Source organism: Phaeobacter sp. BS52, from assembly GCF_045040595.1.
GTDB classification, from domain to species: domain Bacteria; phylum Pseudomonadota; class Alphaproteobacteria; order Rhodobacterales; family Rhodobacteraceae; genus Phaeobacter; species Phaeobacter piscinae.
In genome coordinates this window covers 1,479,590-1,496,123 of the sequence record NZ_CP090662.1, presented here as the reverse complement: position 1 = coordinate 1,496,123, position 16,534 = coordinate 1,479,590, and the positions used below count along the sequence as shown (strand labels likewise).

The following is a 16,534-nucleotide window of genomic DNA, read 5'->3' as shown; positions in this document are numbered from 1 at the left end:
AAAGCGAATTCAGGAGGCAAAATGCGTGGTGGGGTCCTTTGTGGCCACTTGCAAACTGGCATCACGGGTTCCAGGAAACGGGACCAAAAAAGGGCTGATGCCACCGCATCAGCCCCAAGGTGCCAAGGCCGGTACATGAACCGGCCCGACGGGGAGTGTTGGGGTTAGATGGCCAGGTATTCGGCGCGCAGTTCCTCGTTTTCGAGGACTTCAGCGGCGGCGCCATCGAAGACAATACCGCCTGTGTCAAGGATCACGGCACGGTCGGCCAGCTCCAGCGCGCGCACTGCGTTCTGTTCTACGATGACCGTGGTGATGCCCTGTTGTTTGATGTGAATGAGGGTCTTTTCGATCTCGTCCACGATAACGGGCGCCAGACCTTCATAGGGCTCATCCAGCAGCAGCACTTTGATGTCGCGGGCCAATGCGCGGGCAATCGCCAGCATTTGCTGTTCGCCACCGGAAAGCGTGACACCCTCCTGCTTGCGGCGTTCGCCAAGACGTGGAAACAACTCATAGAGCCTCTCAAGAGACCAGCCGATGGGCGGGGCAATCTGCGCCAGCTGCAGGTTTTCCTCAACGGTGAGACCGGGAATGATGCGGCGATCTTCGGGGACAAGACCCAGACCCGCGGCGGAGGCCTCATGCGAGGACATCTTGTGCAGGGGCTGATGGTCCAGCCAAATCTCGCCCTTAGTCACCATCGGTGAGCCGGTGCGCGCGATGGAGCGCAGGGTCGAGGTCTTGCCAGCGCCGTTGCGGCCCAACAGGGCGAGGATCTCACCTTCGTGCACGTTGAAGGAAATACCCTGCACGATATAGCTCTCGCCGTAGTAGGCATGCATGTCCCAGACCGAGAGAAAGGCTGGTGCCGTGGTGGCGTGGTTGGCGTGTTTGGAAAAGTCGGGTTTGACGTTCATCTGTGATCTCCTTACGCCGACTCGCCGAGGTAGGCTTCGCGCACCTTCGGGTTGCCTTTGATGTTCTGCGGATCGTCCTCTACCAGCGGGGTGCCCTGCGCCAGTACAGTGATCCGATCCGCTAGTGAGAACACGACGTGCATGTCGTGTTCGATGATCGCGATGGTGATATCGCGCTCGGCTTTGATCTGTTTCAGCAGGTCGATGGTGTTGTTGGTATCGGCCCGCGCCATGCCCGCAGTCGGCTCGTCCAGCAGCAGAAGACGCGGTTCCTGACTGAGACACATGCCAATCTCAAGCCGCCGCTTATCGCCGCGTGACATGGAGGCGGCGTTCATGTGCCGTTTGTCGGCCATGTTCATCTCCTCCAGCATGTGCTCTGCCTTCTCCAGAATGTCGCGCTGGCCAGAGACGGCGCTGATCGCATTCATTTCAAAGGCGCCGTCGCGTTTGGCGAAACAGGGGATCATCATGTTTTCCAGCACCGACAGGTCGCCAAAGATCTCAGGCGTCTGGAACACACGGGAGATGCCCATCTGGTTGATTTCGTAGGGCGCGCGGCCCAGGACGGATTTGCCGTCGAACATCACCGATCCGGTGTCCGGGATCAGCTTACCTACCAGACAGTTCAGCAGCGTGGACTTGCCCGCCCCATTGGGGCCGATGATGGCGTGGACAGTGTTTTCGCGCACGCTGAGGTTCACCTCGGACAGTGCCTGAAGGCCACCGAACCGCTTGCCCACGTTTTTGACTTCAAGGATACCCATTGGCCTTGCTCCTTATTCCGCAGGTTCAGTTTTGCCCGAGGGGCCATCTTTTTTGGCTTTGCGCCCCTGGATCCAGCCGCGCAGCTTCTGTCCGCCTTCGACCAGGCCACCGGGCAGGAAGATCACCACCAGCATGAACAGAATGCCCAAGGTCAGGTGCCAGCCTTTGCCGATGAAGGGATGCACGATGAAGACCATCGCATCCTCGATCCCGTCGGGCATGAAGCTGAACCAGCTGTGCAGCACGTTGTCGTTGATCTTGGAGAAGATGTTCTCAAAGTATTTGATGAAGCCTGCGCCCAGAACCGGGCCGATCAAGGTGCCGGCACCACCGAGGATGGTCATCAGCACCACTTCGCCGGAGGCGGTCCACTGCATCCGCTCAGCGCCTGCCAGCGGGTCCATTGAGGCCATCAGACCGCCAGCCAGACCGGCATACATGCCCGAGATCACAAAGGCAGCCAGCGTGTAGGGCCGGGTATTCAGGCCGGTGTAGTTCATCCGCTGCTGGTTCGATTTCACGGCCTTCAGCATCAGGCCAAAGGGTGAGCGGAAGATGCGGATCGAGAGGTAAAAGGCGGCCAGCAGGATCAGTGCGCAAAGATAGTAGCCCGCATTGAACTGGAACGCCCAGGGGCCGACGGCCATCTCGAAGGTGGAGCGCATCTCCAGGCCAAAGAGGCTGGTCACCGGGATGGAGCCATCGGCGGTCGCCGACACGCCCAGAACACGGGGGTCATCTAGCGTCAGCTGCAGGCCGGTTTCGCCATTGGTGATCGGGGTCAGCACCGAATAGGCCAGGTTGAACGACATCTGCGCAAAGGCCAGCGTCAGGATCGAAAAGTAGATGCCGGAGCGACGCAGGCTGACATAGCCGATCACCAGTGCAAACAGGCCCGCGACGATCACCGACAATATGATGGCGGGCACCACGTTCATGCTCAGCAGCTTGAACATCCAGACCGCCGAATAAGACCCGACACCAAGGAAGGCCGCGTGGCCAAAGGAGAGGTAGCCCGTGAGGCCAAACAGGATGTTGAAGCCGATCGCGAAGATGCCGAAGATCACAAATCGCTGCATCAGGTCGGGGTAGCCCGCATTGAACTGCGCCAGCGCGCTGCCCGTCGGGAAAGGGTTCAGGATGAACGGTGCAAACAGGGTCAGGATGGCAACGACCAGCAGCAGCGTCTTATCTTTTTTGTTGAGTGCGAACATGTGCTTAGTCCTCCATCACACCTTTGCGGCCCATCAGGCCCCGCGGGCGGGTGAGCAGAATGATGATTGCGACCACATAGATGATGATCTGGTCGATGCCGGGGATCAGGGATTTGATTTCATTCATCGAGGCGAAGCTTTCGAGCACGCCAAGAAGAAACCCCGCCAGTACGGCGCCGGGGAGGGATCCCATGCCGCCGACAACCACCACGACGAAGCTCAGCACCAGAAAATCCATGCCCATATGGTAGTTGGGGGAGTTGATCGGGGTGTACATCACGCCAGCCAGACCGGCGACGGCGGCGGCAATACCAAACATGATGGTAAAGCGGCGGTCGATATTGATGCCCAGAAGGCCCACGGTCTCCCGGTCTGCCATGCCTGCACGCACCACCATGCCAAACGTGGTGAACTGCAGGAAGGAGAAGATGCCGCCGATAATGACCACAGCAAAGAAGAAATAGACCACGCGCCAGACCGGATAGACGATGTCCATCCCAATGATGGCCCCCAGATTGACAACGCCATTCAGGGCGTCCGGGGCAGGGGTCTGGATCGGATTTGCGCCGTAGAAGTATTTCACCACCTCCTGCAGCACGATGGCGAGGCCGAAGGTCACCAGGATCTGGTCTGCATGGGGGCGCTTGTAGAAATGCTTGATCAGGCCGCGTTCCATCACATAGCCGACGCCGATCATGATCGGGATGGCAAAGAGGATCGCGAGCGGCACCGCCCAGTCGATGATCGCACCGCCCACCTCAGGGCCGAACCAACTTTCGACATAGGGGGTTTTCACTTTGAGCGGATTGCCCAGAAAGTCCTTCTGGGTTTCATCCACGGTTTCAAAGCTGAGGCTCAGGACCCGTTGCACGGTGACCGCACAGAAGGCGCCGATCATGAACAGCGCCCCATGGGCAAAGTTCACCACGCCCAGCGTGCCAAAGATGAGTGTCAGACCCAGCGCGATCAGCGCATAGGCCGAGCCCTTGTCGAGCCCGTTTAAGATTTGCAATAGGATTGCGTCCATTGTCCCCACCTTCGGTTGGTCCGTCTGGAATTGGCATAAGTCGGCTGTTCAGCGCCGCTGGCGCTGGTCCTGTCGTCGTGAATTGTCAGGCAGGTTGACGCCGGGAGAGTGGCAAGGCGGGCACATGATCTGCGCCCGCCCCATGTCTGTGATCAGGCGCCGCTGTTGCAGGTGCCCAGGGCGCCGCCTGCGAACATCGGATGATCCGGCGCGTAGGTCACCTGTTCGGCCGGGGTCACTTCGACAACTTCAAGCAGGTCGAATTCCGAGGTTGGGTTTTCCTTACCGCGCACAACCAGTACGTCTTTGAAGCACTGGTGGTCTTCGGCACGGTACAGCGTCCTGCCATTGCCCAATCCGTCGAATTCAAACCCTTCGAGGGCCTCAACAACGGCGCAGGGGTTGAAGGAGCCCGCGCGTTCAACGGCATCCGCATAAAGCAGGGTCTGGCAATAAACGGTGTGTGCCGCCTGGCTTGGCGGGAAGCCATATTTGGAGCCGAAGGAGCGCACAAAGGCTTGCGAGCCTTCATCCTGCAGCGACCAATGCCAGTTGGTGGAGCCGTGGATGCCCTTCACGTTGGCGCCAGCACCCTTGGCCATCAAGCGGGAGTACAGCGGAACAACGATTTCGAAGTTCTTGCCGTTTACGACCTTCTCACGCAGACCAAACTGAACCGCATTGGTCAGCGAGTTCACCATGTTGCCGCCATAGTGGTTCAGAACCAGCACGTCGGCACCGGAGTTCAGAACCGGCGCGATATAGGACGAGAAGTCGGTGGCAGCCAGCGGTGTGCGAACCTTGTTTACGGTGTTCCAACCCAGTGCCTCAGTGGCGGCGGCGATGGATTCTTCCTGGGTCCAGCCCCAGGTGTAATCCGCCGTCAGGTGATAGGCGTTCCGGTCCGTGCCATAGAGGTTCTTCAGCACCGGTGCCAGTGCCGCACCGGACATGTAGCCGTTGAAGAAATGGCGGAAGCCATTGGCCTTCTTGTCTTTGCCGGTGGTGTCGTTGGAGTGGGTGAGACCCGCCATGAAGATCACGCCAGCCTCCTGGCAGAGACCCTGCACAGCAATCGCCACACCGGAGGACGACCCGCCGGTGATCATCACGGCGCCGTCTTTTTCGATCATCGACTTGGCCGAGGCACGGGCCGCGTCGGATTTGGTCTGGGTGTCGCCGGTGACGAATTTGACTTCCTTGCCCATGATCCCGTTGCCCTGCAGGGCCTTCGACGAGAAGGTGTTCATCATGCCGCCGTCGCCGCCGCCATTCAGATGTTCAACGGCCAGCTGATAAGCGCGCAGCTCATCCGCGCCCTCATCCGCGTAGGGGCCGGTTTGGGGTACGTTGAAGCCCAGCGTCACAGTGCTGCCGGTCGGCTCATTTGTAAACGCGGCTGCAGACGATGCGGTAAAGATCGTCGGAAGCGCCACGCCGGCGCCCGCGATGGCACCGGTCTTCAGGACACCGCGACGCGATACGTCAGTCTTGGACATGTAATCCTCCCTTATGTGTAACGACGGCAACAGCTCCTCACTTCCGCTGACGTCCGCACGTTTTCGTGCAAAACCAGTATGGGCGCGGCTTGTAAAATCACGCAATAAAACCCTTGAAATGCTGATTTATTCTGTAAACAAATGAACAGGTATTAAGGGTTTTCTGTAAAGAAACTTATGTTGCAGCGCAGAAAGTCCTTGATCCGCCATGCTTTTGGAAGGGAGTGCCGCCATGGGGCGTGACACGCTGACAGGGAGCCGCATCCGCGAGCGGCGGTTGATGTTGGGGCTGCGCCAGGCCGAACTGGCGCGGCAGGTCGATATCTCTGCCTCCTATCTGAACCTGATTGAACACAACCGGCGCAGAATCGGGGGCAAGCTGCTGGTTGATCTGGCGCGCGTGCTGGCGGTTGAGCCGTCGATGCTGACCGAAGGGGCGGAGGTGGCGCTATTGTCGACCCTGCGTGAGGCGGCTGCGGATTTGCCCAGGCCGGTGGCAGAGCTGGACCGGGTGGATGAATTCGCGGGCCGGTTTCCGGGCTGGGCCGAGGTGCTGGCGCAAAGCCAGCAGCGTATCGCCAGCCTGGAGCGCACGGTGCAAACGCTGTCGGATCGTCTCACCCATGATCCGCAGCTGGCGGCCTCGCTTCATGAGGTGCTGTCCACTGCGGCTGCGATCCGCTCAACCGCGTCGATCCTGGCGGAGACCGGAGAGTTGGAGGACGAATGGCGTGACCGCTTCCACAATAACCTGAATGAGGATTCGCTGCGCCTTGCAGAGAGTAGCCGCGCTTTGGTGAACTTCCTTGATGAGAGCAATACCTCCGCAGAGCGCCGTGGTGTCCCTCAGGAGGAGGTTGAACAGTTCTTTGCCAGCCACGGTCATCACTTTCCGGAGCTGGAAGCGGCAGGGCCTGAGGCGCGCGGGGATTTGATTGAGGTGCTGATTGCGCAGGGGGGCGATCTGGTGAGTGAGGCAGGCCGTACCATCGCCCGCGCCGCCCTGCTGCAATATTGCGCCGACGCCGCGGTGCTGCCGTTGATGCCGCTGACTGAGTGTCTCGCCAGTGGCGGGATTGCCCCGGTCAGCTTGGCTCGTGCCTTTGATTGTGATCTACCGACCGTGCTGCGCCGACTTGGAGCGTTGCCGCCTGCGGTGCTGGGCCAGGAGGCGGGGCTGGTGGTCTGCGATGCCTCTGGCTCCATCCTGTTTCGCAAGCCGGTCACGGGGTTTGCATTGCCAAGGTTCGGCGCCTCCTGTCCGTTGTGGCCGCTGTATACCGCGCTTTCGCGCCCGCAGGTGCCCGTGCGCCGGGATGTGGTGCAGCAGGGGCGCAGTGCCGTTGGTTTCGATTGTCTGGCGGTCTCCTGGCCTCATCAGCGGCCAGATTTTGACAGTGACCCGCTGTATCACGCGGTGATGCTGATCCTGCCCAAGGGCGAGGTGGCGGAGACAGCCCAGCCAGTGGGCGCGAGCTGCCGGATCTGTTCGCGCCGCGACTGTGTGGCACGGCGCGAACCGTCGATCCTGAAGGAAGAGTTTTGACAGCAGCGCAACCGCAACGCTACTGTTGCGCCAGGGACGGAGACGCCTTGAGGCAATGACCTCGCGAAGGATCGGGCGTAGGGGAGGAATATCCACACAATGGGCAGGCATGTTGTTCTGGTCGAAGACGAGCCGAATATCACCGAGGCGATCCGATTTCTGCTGACCCGCGATGGCTGGCAGGTCGACAGCCACGCCGATGGTAGCGATGCGGTTGAGGTGATCTGCAAGGCGAAGCCGGATCTGGTGATCCTGGATCTGATGCTGCCCGGCAAAAGCGGGCTGGAGATCATTCGTGAATTGCGCGACAGCGGGCAGCTGCCGGGTTTGCCGGTTCTGATGCTGACCGCACGAGGGCAGCTGCGCGACCGGGAGATGGCAGAGCAGGCCGGGGTCACCCGGTTCATGACAAAACCGTTTTCCAACAACGAGGTTCTGACCGCAGTCCGCGACCTTCATGCGCAGGCGGCGCAGAACCGCGCGGGTGTGTCTGAGGCTGGCGCTGCGGCTGTTGATCTGGCTGAACAGGCCCGCCAGGGATGATCCGTGGCGACGGCGCTGAGAGCGAGGGCGAAACTGGCGCGCCGTTTGTTGAACGCCGGACCTATCGTCGCCGCCGTCTGATGGATGTTGCGCGCCTGTTGCCTGTCTTGGGTGCGCTGTTGCTGCTGGTGCCGCTGATGTGGCCCGACCCAGACCCCTATCCTGCACCGGACAGTATGTCAGGCATGCCGCTGTCAAGGGCGATGATCTATATCCTTGTGGTGTGGGCGGGGCTGATTCTCGCGAGCTTTGGCTTTGCGCTGGCGGTGCGGCGCTGGGCGGAGCACTGGACCGAAGGTGGCGAACCGCGCCGGGGCGGGGACGCGGACTGATGGCGTCGCTCAATGTGTTGGCGCTGGTCTGTCTGAGCTATGTTGCGCTGCTGTTTATCGTGGCTTTCGCCGCGGATCGTCATGCCAGCCATGGACGCGCTGCCCGTTGGATGCGGTCACCGTTGATTTACACGCTGTCGCTGTCGATCTATTGCACCGCCTGGACCTTTTACGGGGCGGTGGGTTACGCGGCGCGCTCGGGATTGGAATATATAACCATCTATCTTGGTCCCACACTGGTGATGGTCGGCTGGTGGTGGGGCTTGCGCAAGCTGGTCCGTATCGGGCGCAGCCAGCGGATCACCTCCATCGCGGATCTTTTGTCGGCGCGATATGGCAAGTCAAATCTCTTGGCGATTGGCGTCACGATCCTCGCGGTGATCGGCACGACACCCTATATCTCGCTGCAATTACAATCTATTACGTTGTCGTTTGCGATCTTCGCTGAAGCAGACCCGCTGCGCAGTGTCAATGAAACGCAGACGGTGTTCTGGGTGGCGGCCGGGCTTGCGGCCTTTGCCATTCTGTTTGGCACGCGCAATCTCAACGCCAATGAGCGCCACCACGGCGTCGTGACCGCCGTGGCGCTTGAGGCGGTGGTGAAGCTGGTCTCGCTGCTGGCGGTGGGTATCTTTGTTGTTTGGGGAGTTGCGGGTGGGGTGGGCGAGACCATGGCCCGGATTGATGCCTCTGCGATTGGTCAGTGGCAGGTTGATGGCGGGCGCTGGGCGACGATCACTTTCCTATCGGCAGCGGCCTTTGTCTGCCTGCCGCGTATGTTTCAGGTCATGGTGGTCGAGAATGAGGATGAACGGCATTTGCGCGTCGCGGCCTGGGCGTTTCCGCTCTATCTCCTGCTGATCTCGATCTTTGTGGTGCCGATTGCCGCCATCGGGTTGGAGCTGCTGCCGGTGGGATCGAACCCGGATCTGTTTGTCCTGACCCTGCCTCTGGCCGAGGGCCAGCAGGGGCTGGCGATGCTGTCTTTTCTGGGGGGGTTCTCCTCTGCAACATCCATGGCGATTGTTGCGGCGATGGCGCTGTCGACCATGGTGTCAAACCATATCGTCATGCCGATCTGGCTGCGCTGGCAGGAGGTGGGTGCCTCCGTCTCCGGCGATGTGCGCCATGTCGTGCTGCTGTCGCGGCGGCTGTCGATCGCGGGCATCATGGCGCTGGGCTATTTCTATTATACGCTATCGGGCGGCGGTGCGGCGCTGGCGGCTATCGGTCTAATTTCGTTCACCGGCATTGCACAGATGCTGCCGAGTCTCGTAGGCGGGCTGTTCTGGCGTGGCGCGACCCGCAGTGGAGCGCTTGCAGGCTTGTCCGTTGGGTTTGCAATCTGGCTTTACACGATGCTTTTGCCAGAACTGGGCGGTGGGCTGCTGCCTGCGCATGTACTGGCGGATGGGCTGTTGGGCCTGTCGTGGCTGCGCCCTCATGCGCTTTTTGGGATTGAGGGGTTGGACCCTACGGTCCATGCGGTTCTGTGGTCGATGGCATTGAACACGGCGGCGTTCCTGATTGGATCTCTGCTGTCCTTTCCCAGTCCGATGGAGCGCCTTCAGGGGGCGCAATTTGTGCATGTATTTGACCATTCTTCGGGGCCGCGCGGCTGGACCGGATCCGTGGCGCAGAGCGAGGATCTGATGGTCATGTCCCAGCGTATTCTGGGGGCGGGTGAGGCGCAGACGTTCTTTCAGAGCGAATTGGCGCGCCAGGGCGGGCGGGGACCGCTGCCTGAGCCGACCCCAGCGTTTCTGGAGCGTCTGGAACGCGAGCTCAGCGCCTCTATCGGTGCAGCGGCGGCCCATGCGATGGTCGGGCAGATCGTCGGCGGGTCTTCGGTCTCCGTGCAGGATCTATTGGCGGTGGCGGATGAGACCGCGCAGATCCTTGAGTATTCCAATCGGCTTGAAACACAGTCCGAAGAACTGTCAAGAACGGCACGCAAACTTCAGGAAACAAATGAAAAATTGACACAGTTGTCGCAACAGAAGGATGCGTTCCTCAGCCAAGTGAGCCATGAATTGCGCACGCCGATGACCTCCATCCGGGCGTTTTCTGAAATCTTGCGTGATACCGAAAACCTCGCGGTGCAGGATCACAGTCGCTATGCGGGCATTATCCACGATGAGGCGCAGCGGCTGACCCGTCTGCTGAACGATCTGCTGGACCTCAGCGTGCTGGAAAATGGTCAGGTGAGCCTCAACATCAGTGCCGGACGGTTGGGGGATGTGCTGGACCATGGGGTGGCCACTGCGCTGGCGGATGGATCGGCGCGGTTGCGGGTGGAACGTGGCGTGGCGACGGATGATATGCGGCTCTCCTCTGATCTGGACCGGTTGGCGCAGGTGTTCATCAACCTGATCGCCAACGCCGACAAATATTGTACCGCAGCGGACCCCGAACTGCGCATCACCGCCCGGCAAAGTGGTCATTGGTTGTTCATTGATTTCATCGACAATGGTGAGGGGATCCCACCAGAGTTTCGCACCACTATTTTTGAGAAGTTTTCGAGGGTTAGCCCGGAACGGGCAGGCGGCGCGGGCCTTGGTCTAGCGATTTGCCGGGAGATCATGCAGCGCCTTGGCGGAGATGTGGCCTATCTTTCGGGGGAGGTTGGCGGTGCCTTTCAGGTTTCCTTACCTCTTCGTCAGGAAAACCCGGTTTAACTGTTTATCGTAAAGTTATTGGTAACCACTCTTGAGGTAGACCTAGGGCAAAGCGGTGCGAGAGGGGCAGGTTTACAACCTATGTCTGAAACGAAATCGGAAACGGCAGCGAATGGTGGCGGCGGGGTCCTGGCCCGCAAACTGGCAGCCACCAAAGAGGGCAAGGGCGGACTGACCAGTTCGTTGACCCTTAAGGCTTTGCGCCGCTCGATTGCGCGGGCGGCAGCGGATCTGTGTGATCTTCCCGTGGCGGTGCTGGCCGCGCGCCAAGCCAACCGCATTCCCGAGGATCTGCCACCACATCTGTCGGACAAGCATCTGCTGGTGGTGTTGGACGGACCGCACGGGCGGATTGGTGCCGCCACGCTGGATGCGCCCACCGTGACCGCGCTTATCCAACAGCAGACCATGGGGCAGGTTCTGGGCAAGGCGCCGAGTGAGCGGAATTACACCCCGACAGACGCCGCCATGGTTGCCGATTTTCTTGAGCGCACCTTTGCCAAGGTGGTCTCCATGCTGGCCCAGCAGAAAGATGAGGCGATTTTCTCCGGTTACCGTTTCGGAGCGCAGGTCGAGGATGTGCGCAGCCTTGTTCTGGGGCTTGAGGCGGAAGACTACCGGGTGATTGAACTGACGCTGGATCTTGCCTGCGGGGCGATGCAGGGCGGGCTGACCCTGATCCTGCCTGAACCCTCGCCCGAGGATCTGGGCGAGGCAGGTCAGAACGCCCATCAGGCTAAGCCCATCGCTGGGAAGCAATATGGGGTCCATGCGGGCCGAGTTGCGCGCTGTTTTGTGCAAGATGAAGGTTCCCGCGAATGAGTTTTCCTCACTTGAAGAAGGGGATCTGCTGCCGTTGGATCAGGCCTTCCTCTATGAGACGGAGATGATATCCATCAGTGGTCAGGCTATTGCGCAGGGGCGTCTGGGCCAGATGAACGGCGCCCGTGCTGTCAGGCTCACTGATCCGCGCACGAAGCTGGTGAACGACAGTGCGGCTGATGAGAGTGCGTTTTCGTCCCACATGGGCGGTGGTGCCGGTGCTTTGGATCACGAACCGCCAACCTTGGATCTCTCCGTTGCGGCTGACGGGTTGCAGGATCCCATGGGTGGCATGGGCGGAGGCTTGGGCGATGGGCTCGGTGACCTTGGAGGGGATCTAGGTGGCTTTGGCGGCGATCTGGGTGGTGACCTCGGAGCGGATCTGGGCGGCGACCTTGGTGGTGATCTGGCGGGTATGCCGATGGCGGGCGATCTTCCTGATGGCTTGAATGACGGTCTGGGTGACGCCATGTCCGGTGATCTGCCAGATCTTGGAGATCTACCAGACCTCGGTGCGATGCCGATGGGCGACGGTCTCGGGGATGGCTTAGGTGACGGGCTGGGCGATTTCAGCGCGGATGCGGCTGCGATGGAAATCTCCGATCTTGCCGGGCTGAACAGCAGTACCGGGTGACCCTGCCAAACCGGGCAGTCGAAATGGAAAACGGCAGCGCATGATCTGCACTGCCGTTGAATTTCAGCATCTTACACGGTGAAGCTTATCTGAAGTCAGGGCTCTAGCTGACGATGTCAGCTTTCGTTTGCTGTCGGGGCTACCTGCGCTGCCTGAGTGGCCACGGCCATCAACGTCGGGCGCAGCCCATCAAGCTGATATCCGGCCTCTGCAGTGGTGGCGAGGATCTCGTCCACCGGCATAAGCGGCGCTTGGCCCAATGCCCAAACAACCGAGCAGCGGGTGCCGGATGCGCAATAGGCCAGTACCGGGCCATCCGAAGCCTCAACAAACGCTTGCTGCTTGGCGACATTCTCTGGCGTCATGGTCTGGTGGGTCAGCGGCAGCACTTCGAACCGCAACCCCTGCGCCTCGGCAGCGGTGCGGATGGCATCGGCCTGATGGCTGGGCGGGACCTCCAGCATCAGGGCGGTTGCAGATCACCGTGGTGAATCCGGCGGCGGCCAGCTGCGGCAGGTCCTCAACCGAAATCTGCGGCGAGACGGAATAGCGGGGGGTCAACGTGCGTGGGTCCATGATCCGGCCTTTTACGTGCTTGCAGCCGCGCGGTCCAGTCGCTGGGCGACCGGGGGCGCTGCCATCATGCCGATGAGCAGTGCGGCGATGAAAATGATGCCGCCGGTGCCGCCATAGCTAAGCGAGGCAATCGCCAAGCCCGGGGCAGAGGCCAGCCAACCCCCAGCCGATGCCAAACAGGACAGATCCGATGATCAGTCGTCGGTCAAGCTCCTGCCGTGGCGGGGCTGGAAAACTGCCGCCGACCAATGGCGCGCGACCGCGGGTCAACTGCCAGGCCAATGCCATTGGCAGTATGGCCCCGCCCATCACAAAGGCCAGCGTCGGATCCCAGGCGCCGAATATATCAAGCCAGCCCTGAACCTTTTGTGTGTCGGTCATGCCAGAGAGGAACAGGCCGAGGCCAAACAGCCCGCCCGCTGAGAAAGAGAGAAGAAGACGCATCAGATCAGACCCCAGACATGGCGAAACAGAGCAAGTGTCAGGCCACCGGCAAGAATGTAGATGACGGTTGCGATCAGCCCGCGCAGGGACAGTCGGGAGATGCCACAGACGCCGTGACCCGAGGTGCAGCCATTGGCAATGCGCGTGCCAAGCCCCACCAGAAGTCCGGCGGCGACAATCACCGCCGTGTTCGAGGTGAGATGTGTGTCCGGCGCTTCGGCGACGGTCAGCCACATCACCAGCGGGACCAGAACAACGCCTGCAACGAAGGCCAGCCGCTCAGCCGCGCTGTTGCGACCGCTGCCATCAATCAGGCCGCCAAGAATGCCGCTGGCCCCCATGATGCGCCCATTGCCGAGCAGGTACACGGCACCGCCGGTGCCGATCAGCACGCCGCCAATCAGCCCCCAGATCCAGTCTATATTCATGGTGAAATCCTTGTGATCTATCAATCTGTGACAGGGAACCCAGCGCCTATTCGCACCGGATCTCGCAGCCGCCTGCGAAATGGGCGGCGCGAGGACGGCCCCATCCGGAAGTTCTGGGATCAGAGTTTGTTGATCGGCACCTTCAGGTAGACATTGCCGTCGGTATCGGCGTCCGGCATTTGGCCCGCGCGCATATTGACCTGCAGAGATGGCAGGATCAGTCGGGGCATGGACAGTGTTGCGTCGCGGGCATCCCGCATGGCGACGAAGTCCTCAATCGGGCGGCCTTGACCGATATGGATGTTCAGCGCTTTCTGCTCCCCCACCGTGGTTTCCCAGGCATAATCGTCTCTACCCGGTGCCTTGTAGTCATGGCCGACAAAAATGCGGGTCTCATCGGGGAGCGTCAGGATTTTCTGGATCGACTGGAACAGGGCTTCGGAGGAGCCACCGGGAAAATCGCAGCGGGCGGTGCCAAAGTCGGGCATGAACAATGTGTCGCCAACAAATGCGGCGTCCCCAATCACATAGGTGAGGCAAGCGGGGGTGTGGCCCGGCGTGTGCAACACATCACCGCGCAGTTGCCCGATGTGGAAACTGTCGCCCTCTTCGAACAGCGCGTCGAACTGGCTGCCATCGCGTTGAAATTCGGTGCCTTCGTTGAAGACCTTGCCAAAGGTGTCCTGGACCAGGGTGATATTGGCGCCGATGCCGATTTTCCCTCCCAGATGCTCCTGAAGGTAGGGGGCGGCTGAAAGGTGGTCGGCGTGGACATGGCTTTCGAGGATCCACTCAACCCGCAGACCCTCGGCCTTTACCCAGGCGATCATCTCATCAGCAGAGCGGGTATCGGTGCGACCGGCAGCGTGATCGAAATCCAGAACTGAATCGATCAGGGCGCAGGCGGTGCCATCCGGCTCACGCACGACGTAGGATACGGTGTTTGTCTGTTCATCAAAAAACGCTTTGACGATCGGCTTCATGGGGGATCTCCTGCTGCTGTCCAATACATATATAGAAAAATGAATATGTGCAAGGGCAGAGGCGGGGAAATTTGATTGGCCTATGGGCAACGTCGGAGTCTGCTGCGTTCGGCGCTATGACTTGCGGGATCATTATTTCACGTTATGGTTGATCTTACTCAAGGTCACGTGGTGGGATATCTGCTATCGTGGCGACAGCGGTGAGGTGAGCCGCGATGACCTGCGCCAAAATCCGGATGCCGGGATGGAGCGGGAGGCCGTTGTGCAGCCTCCCACAGTTCTACCAGGCCTCTGGGTTATACCGCCGATGCGGCCCGAGGGGCAGGTCCAAGGGAGGAGTGCAGAATGACCAGTGAGAACAGAAAGAGCGACAGTCTGATGCAGCAGGCCCAAGGGCTTGAGCGCCGCATATTGGCCGCGCACCGGTTGGACCGGCTTGTCTTATATCCTGAGTTCAGCCGAACATTGGCCCGTTTGCGGGTCGCGGGGGAACGCGTTCCAAGCCGCATGTTGCGGTTGGAGCAGATGCTCAGTGAGGAAGCGGCTGAGGAGATGTTCGACAACATGCCGGTCTGAGGCCGGGCCGGTCGGGTTTGTTTACGGCAATAGATTTAGTGCTGAGGTCAGAAGTTGCTGCGAATGGCTGATCGCCCCTCTGGCACGGCCTTCGCTGTATTGCGTCAGCGATCAGCCGCCCAGTGTCAGCCCCAGCATGACCAGCATCAGGCCGATGACCGACAGAAACAGCGCACCAAGGTTATAGGGCAGCACCTTTTGGACGACAGCGCGCAGGGCGTCGTCGTCCAGCTTTTGCCGTTTGGCCTGCATTACGCGCACCACGCTCCACATCAGCCCGATCAGACCTGCTACCGATACGGCCGCGCCTACCCAAACCATAATTTCGTACATCGCACTCTCCGGTGGTGGCGCCTCACTGCGCCGGTGGTGTCGGCCTGCGCCTACCTGATTGACGGGGGCAGGGCAAGCCAGCCGAGGTCGGGCGCAGACACTGACCGGGGTGCCTTTTGCCTATTCAGACGGGTCCTATGTCGGATCTCCCTATCACCGCTTGCGGAGCAGGGGGCACGATTGTATCTGGAGGGCTGATCCGAGTTTCCACACTTTGCCGACGGAGCCCACGATGGATATGACCGAAGACGAAAAAAGCGACAGCTACCGTGTGACCGCTGGTGAATTGCGCCAGTTTATCGAACGGTTTGAGCGTCTGGACGCTGAGAAGAAAGATCTTGCTGAGCAGCAGAAAGAGATCATGGCCGAAGCGAAGGCGCGCGGCTACGACACCAAGGTGATCCGTAAGGTGATCGCGCTGCGCAAGCGCGACAAAGACGATATCGCCGAAGAAGAAGCGGTTCTTGAAATGTATAAGGAAGCGCTCGGCATGTGAGCCGATATGGTCTTACGTGATGGCGCAAGCCTGTTTGGCCCTTCGCGTTCGCGGAGGGCTTTTTTGTGTTCTTTAAGTTTGCATATTTTAAGCTTGAAGTAAATTTCATCCTGATGGATATTGGGAGCTGAAAGTGGTTGCGCGGATCGTCGCGCTCAGGACAGGAGCCCAACATGCCGACAGTGAATGTGCACCCCGAAGGCTGGAAACCGGCCAAAGGCTATGCCAACGGCATGATTGGCGAGGGGCGGATGCTGTTTGTTGGTGGCCAGATTGGCTGGACTGCGGATCAGGTCTTTGAGACGGACGACTTCATCGGTCAGATGAGCCAGGCGCTGGAGAATATTCTGGCAGTCGTGCAGGAGGCCGGTGGCAGCGCCAGCGACATCACCCGGCTGACCTGGTATGTGACCGACAAGGCCGAGTATCTGGCGCATCAGCGGGAGGTCGGGGCGGCCTATCGCGCTGTCATGGGCTACCATTTTCCTGCGATGACGATGGTGGTGGTTGCGGGGCTTATCGAAGATCGTGCCAAGATCGAGATCGAAGCCACTGCGATGCTCGCCTGACCAGGACCGCGGATCTAACCAGATCTTATTGAAGCCGCTTTTCTGTTCGATTGTTTCGGGCGGAGGGGCGGTTTTTGCCTTCTTTGGGGCAATGGTACTGACCCTGTTTGCCGCACAGCAATAGCGTAATTCCGCTGATCGGGATG

15 protein-coding genes and 3 pseudogenes are annotated in these 16,534 nt (G+C 60.3%); 8 read left to right on the top strand and 10 right to left on the bottom strand.

All coding sequences use genetic code 11. The features are described 5' to 3' along the window. Window positions 1-164: 164 nt before the first annotated feature. The 5 genes from L0Z65_RS07265 to L0Z65_RS07245 all read right to left on the bottom strand — a co-directional run bounded on the left by L0Z65_RS07265 (window position 165) and on the right by L0Z65_RS07245 (window position 5,428). Window positions 165-920, bottom strand: coding sequence for an ABC transporter ATP-binding protein (locus L0Z65_RS07265; protein WP_040173216.1), 756 nt, complete (start codon window positions 918-920; stop codon window positions 165-167). A gap of 11 nt (window positions 921-931) precedes the next feature. Continuing rightward, the gene (locus tag L0Z65_RS07260; protein ID WP_040173217.1) at window positions 932-1,687 is read right to left on the bottom strand and encodes an ABC transporter ATP-binding protein; all 756 of its coding nucleotides are present in this window, start codon (window positions 1,685-1,687) and stop codon (window positions 932-934) included. 12 nt (window positions 1,688-1,699) lie between these two features. Beyond that, the gene (locus tag L0Z65_RS07255; protein ID WP_102897131.1) at window positions 1,700-2,902 is read right to left on the bottom strand and encodes a branched-chain amino acid ABC transporter permease; all 1,203 of its coding nucleotides are present in this window, start codon (window positions 2,900-2,902) and stop codon (window positions 1,700-1,702) included. A 4-nt stretch (window positions 2,903-2,906) separates the two neighbouring features. Beyond that, window positions 2,907-3,929 (bottom strand): branched-chain amino acid ABC transporter permease, encoded by a 1,023-nt coding sequence (locus tag L0Z65_RS07250; RefSeq protein WP_405111990.1) that lies wholly within the window; start codon window positions 3,927-3,929, stop codon window positions 2,907-2,909. 152 nt (window positions 3,930-4,081) lie between these two features. Next, on the bottom strand, window positions 4,082-5,428 hold the full coding sequence (locus tag L0Z65_RS07245; protein WP_096871118.1) for a substrate-binding protein: 1,347 nt from the start codon (window positions 5,426-5,428) through the stop codon (window positions 4,082-4,084). A 232-nt stretch (window positions 5,429-5,660) separates the two neighbouring features. Here L0Z65_RS07245 and L0Z65_RS07240 point away from each other — a divergent pair, with 232 nt between their 5' ends. The 5 genes and pseudogenes from L0Z65_RS07240 to L0Z65_RS07220 all read left to right on the top strand — a co-directional run bounded on the left by L0Z65_RS07240 (window position 5,661) and on the right by L0Z65_RS07220 (window position 11,983). Further along, complete coding sequence (locus L0Z65_RS07240) at window positions 5,661-6,974, top strand: short-chain fatty acyl-CoA regulator family protein (protein ID WP_405111986.1); 1,314 nt, start codon at window positions 5,661-5,663, stop codon at window positions 6,972-6,974. A 99-nt stretch (window positions 6,975-7,073) separates the two neighbouring features. Next, a complete protein-coding gene (locus L0Z65_RS07235; protein ID WP_405111983.1) occupies window positions 7,074-7,517 on the top strand; it encodes a response regulator transcription factor in 444 nt (147 codons plus the stop codon). After that, window positions 7,514-7,849: a hypothetical protein gene (locus tag L0Z65_RS07230; RefSeq protein WP_040173223.1), complete on the top strand. Its 336-nt coding sequence runs from the start codon at window positions 7,514-7,516 to the stop codon at window positions 7,847-7,849. The genes L0Z65_RS07235 and L0Z65_RS07230 overlap by 4 nt, the downstream gene beginning before the upstream one ends. After that, a complete protein-coding gene (locus tag L0Z65_RS07225; protein ID WP_405111979.1) occupies window positions 7,849-10,527 on the top strand; it encodes an ATP-binding protein in 2,679 nt (892 codons plus the stop codon). The genes L0Z65_RS07230 and L0Z65_RS07225 overlap by 1 nt, the downstream gene beginning before the upstream one ends. An 81-nt stretch (window positions 10,528-10,608) precedes the next feature. Beyond that, a pseudogene (locus tag L0Z65_RS07220) lies at window positions 10,609-11,983 on the top strand (FliM/FliN family flagellar motor C-terminal domain-containing protein). 116 nt (window positions 11,984-12,099) lie between these two features. On the opposite strand, the pseudogene L0Z65_RS07215 reads toward L0Z65_RS07220, so the two are convergent. The 4 genes and pseudogenes from L0Z65_RS07215 to L0Z65_RS07200 all read right to left on the bottom strand — a co-directional run bounded on the left by L0Z65_RS07215 (window position 12,100) and on the right by L0Z65_RS07200 (window position 14,414). Continuing rightward, window positions 12,100-12,559, bottom strand: a pseudogene (locus L0Z65_RS07215) (TIGR01244 family sulfur transferase). Window positions 12,560-12,570: 11 nt separating this feature from the next. Beyond that, window positions 12,571-13,003 (bottom strand): annotated as a pseudogene (locus tag L0Z65_RS07210) (DUF6691 family protein). Continuing rightward, window positions 13,003-13,431 carry a YeeE/YedE family protein gene (locus tag L0Z65_RS07205; protein WP_102897125.1) on the bottom strand — a complete coding sequence of 143 codons (429 nt, stop codon included), beginning with the start codon at window positions 13,429-13,431 and terminating at the stop codon, window positions 13,003-13,005. Before L0Z65_RS07205 ends, L0Z65_RS07210 begins: the two are co-directional and overlap by 1 nt. Window positions 13,432-13,550: 119 nt before the next feature. Further along, a complete protein-coding gene (locus L0Z65_RS07200; RefSeq protein ID WP_102897124.1) occupies window positions 13,551-14,414 on the bottom strand; it encodes an MBL fold metallo-hydrolase in 864 nt (287 codons plus the stop codon). Window positions 14,415-14,759: 345 nt separating this feature from the next. On the opposite strand from L0Z65_RS07200, the gene L0Z65_RS07195 reads away from it, so the two are divergent. Continuing rightward, on the top strand, window positions 14,760-14,990 hold the full coding sequence (locus tag L0Z65_RS07195) for a hypothetical protein (protein ID WP_096871127.1): 231 nt from the start codon (window positions 14,760-14,762) through the stop codon (window positions 14,988-14,990). Between the two features lie 111 nt (window positions 14,991-15,101). Here the strand turns inward: L0Z65_RS07195 and L0Z65_RS07190 are convergent, their stop codons facing one another. Beyond that, window positions 15,102-15,323, bottom strand: coding sequence for a hypothetical protein (locus L0Z65_RS07190; protein WP_061049267.1), 222 nt, complete (start codon window positions 15,321-15,323; stop codon window positions 15,102-15,104). Window positions 15,324-15,555: 232 nt separating this feature from the next. Here L0Z65_RS07190 and L0Z65_RS07185 point away from each other — a divergent pair, with 232 nt between their 5' ends. Both L0Z65_RS07185 and L0Z65_RS07180 read left to right on the top strand, forming a co-directional pair. Beyond that, window positions 15,556-15,819 carry a DUF2312 domain-containing protein gene (locus L0Z65_RS07185; protein ID WP_014874404.1) on the top strand — a complete coding sequence of 88 codons (264 nt, stop codon included), beginning with the start codon at window positions 15,556-15,558 and terminating at the stop codon, window positions 15,817-15,819. 173 nt (window positions 15,820-15,992) lie between these two features. Further along, window positions 15,993-16,388 (top strand): RidA family protein, encoded by a 396-nt coding sequence (locus L0Z65_RS07180; RefSeq protein ID WP_040173246.1) that lies wholly within the window; start codon window positions 15,993-15,995, stop codon window positions 16,386-16,388. Window positions 16,389-16,534: the final 146 nt, after the last annotated feature.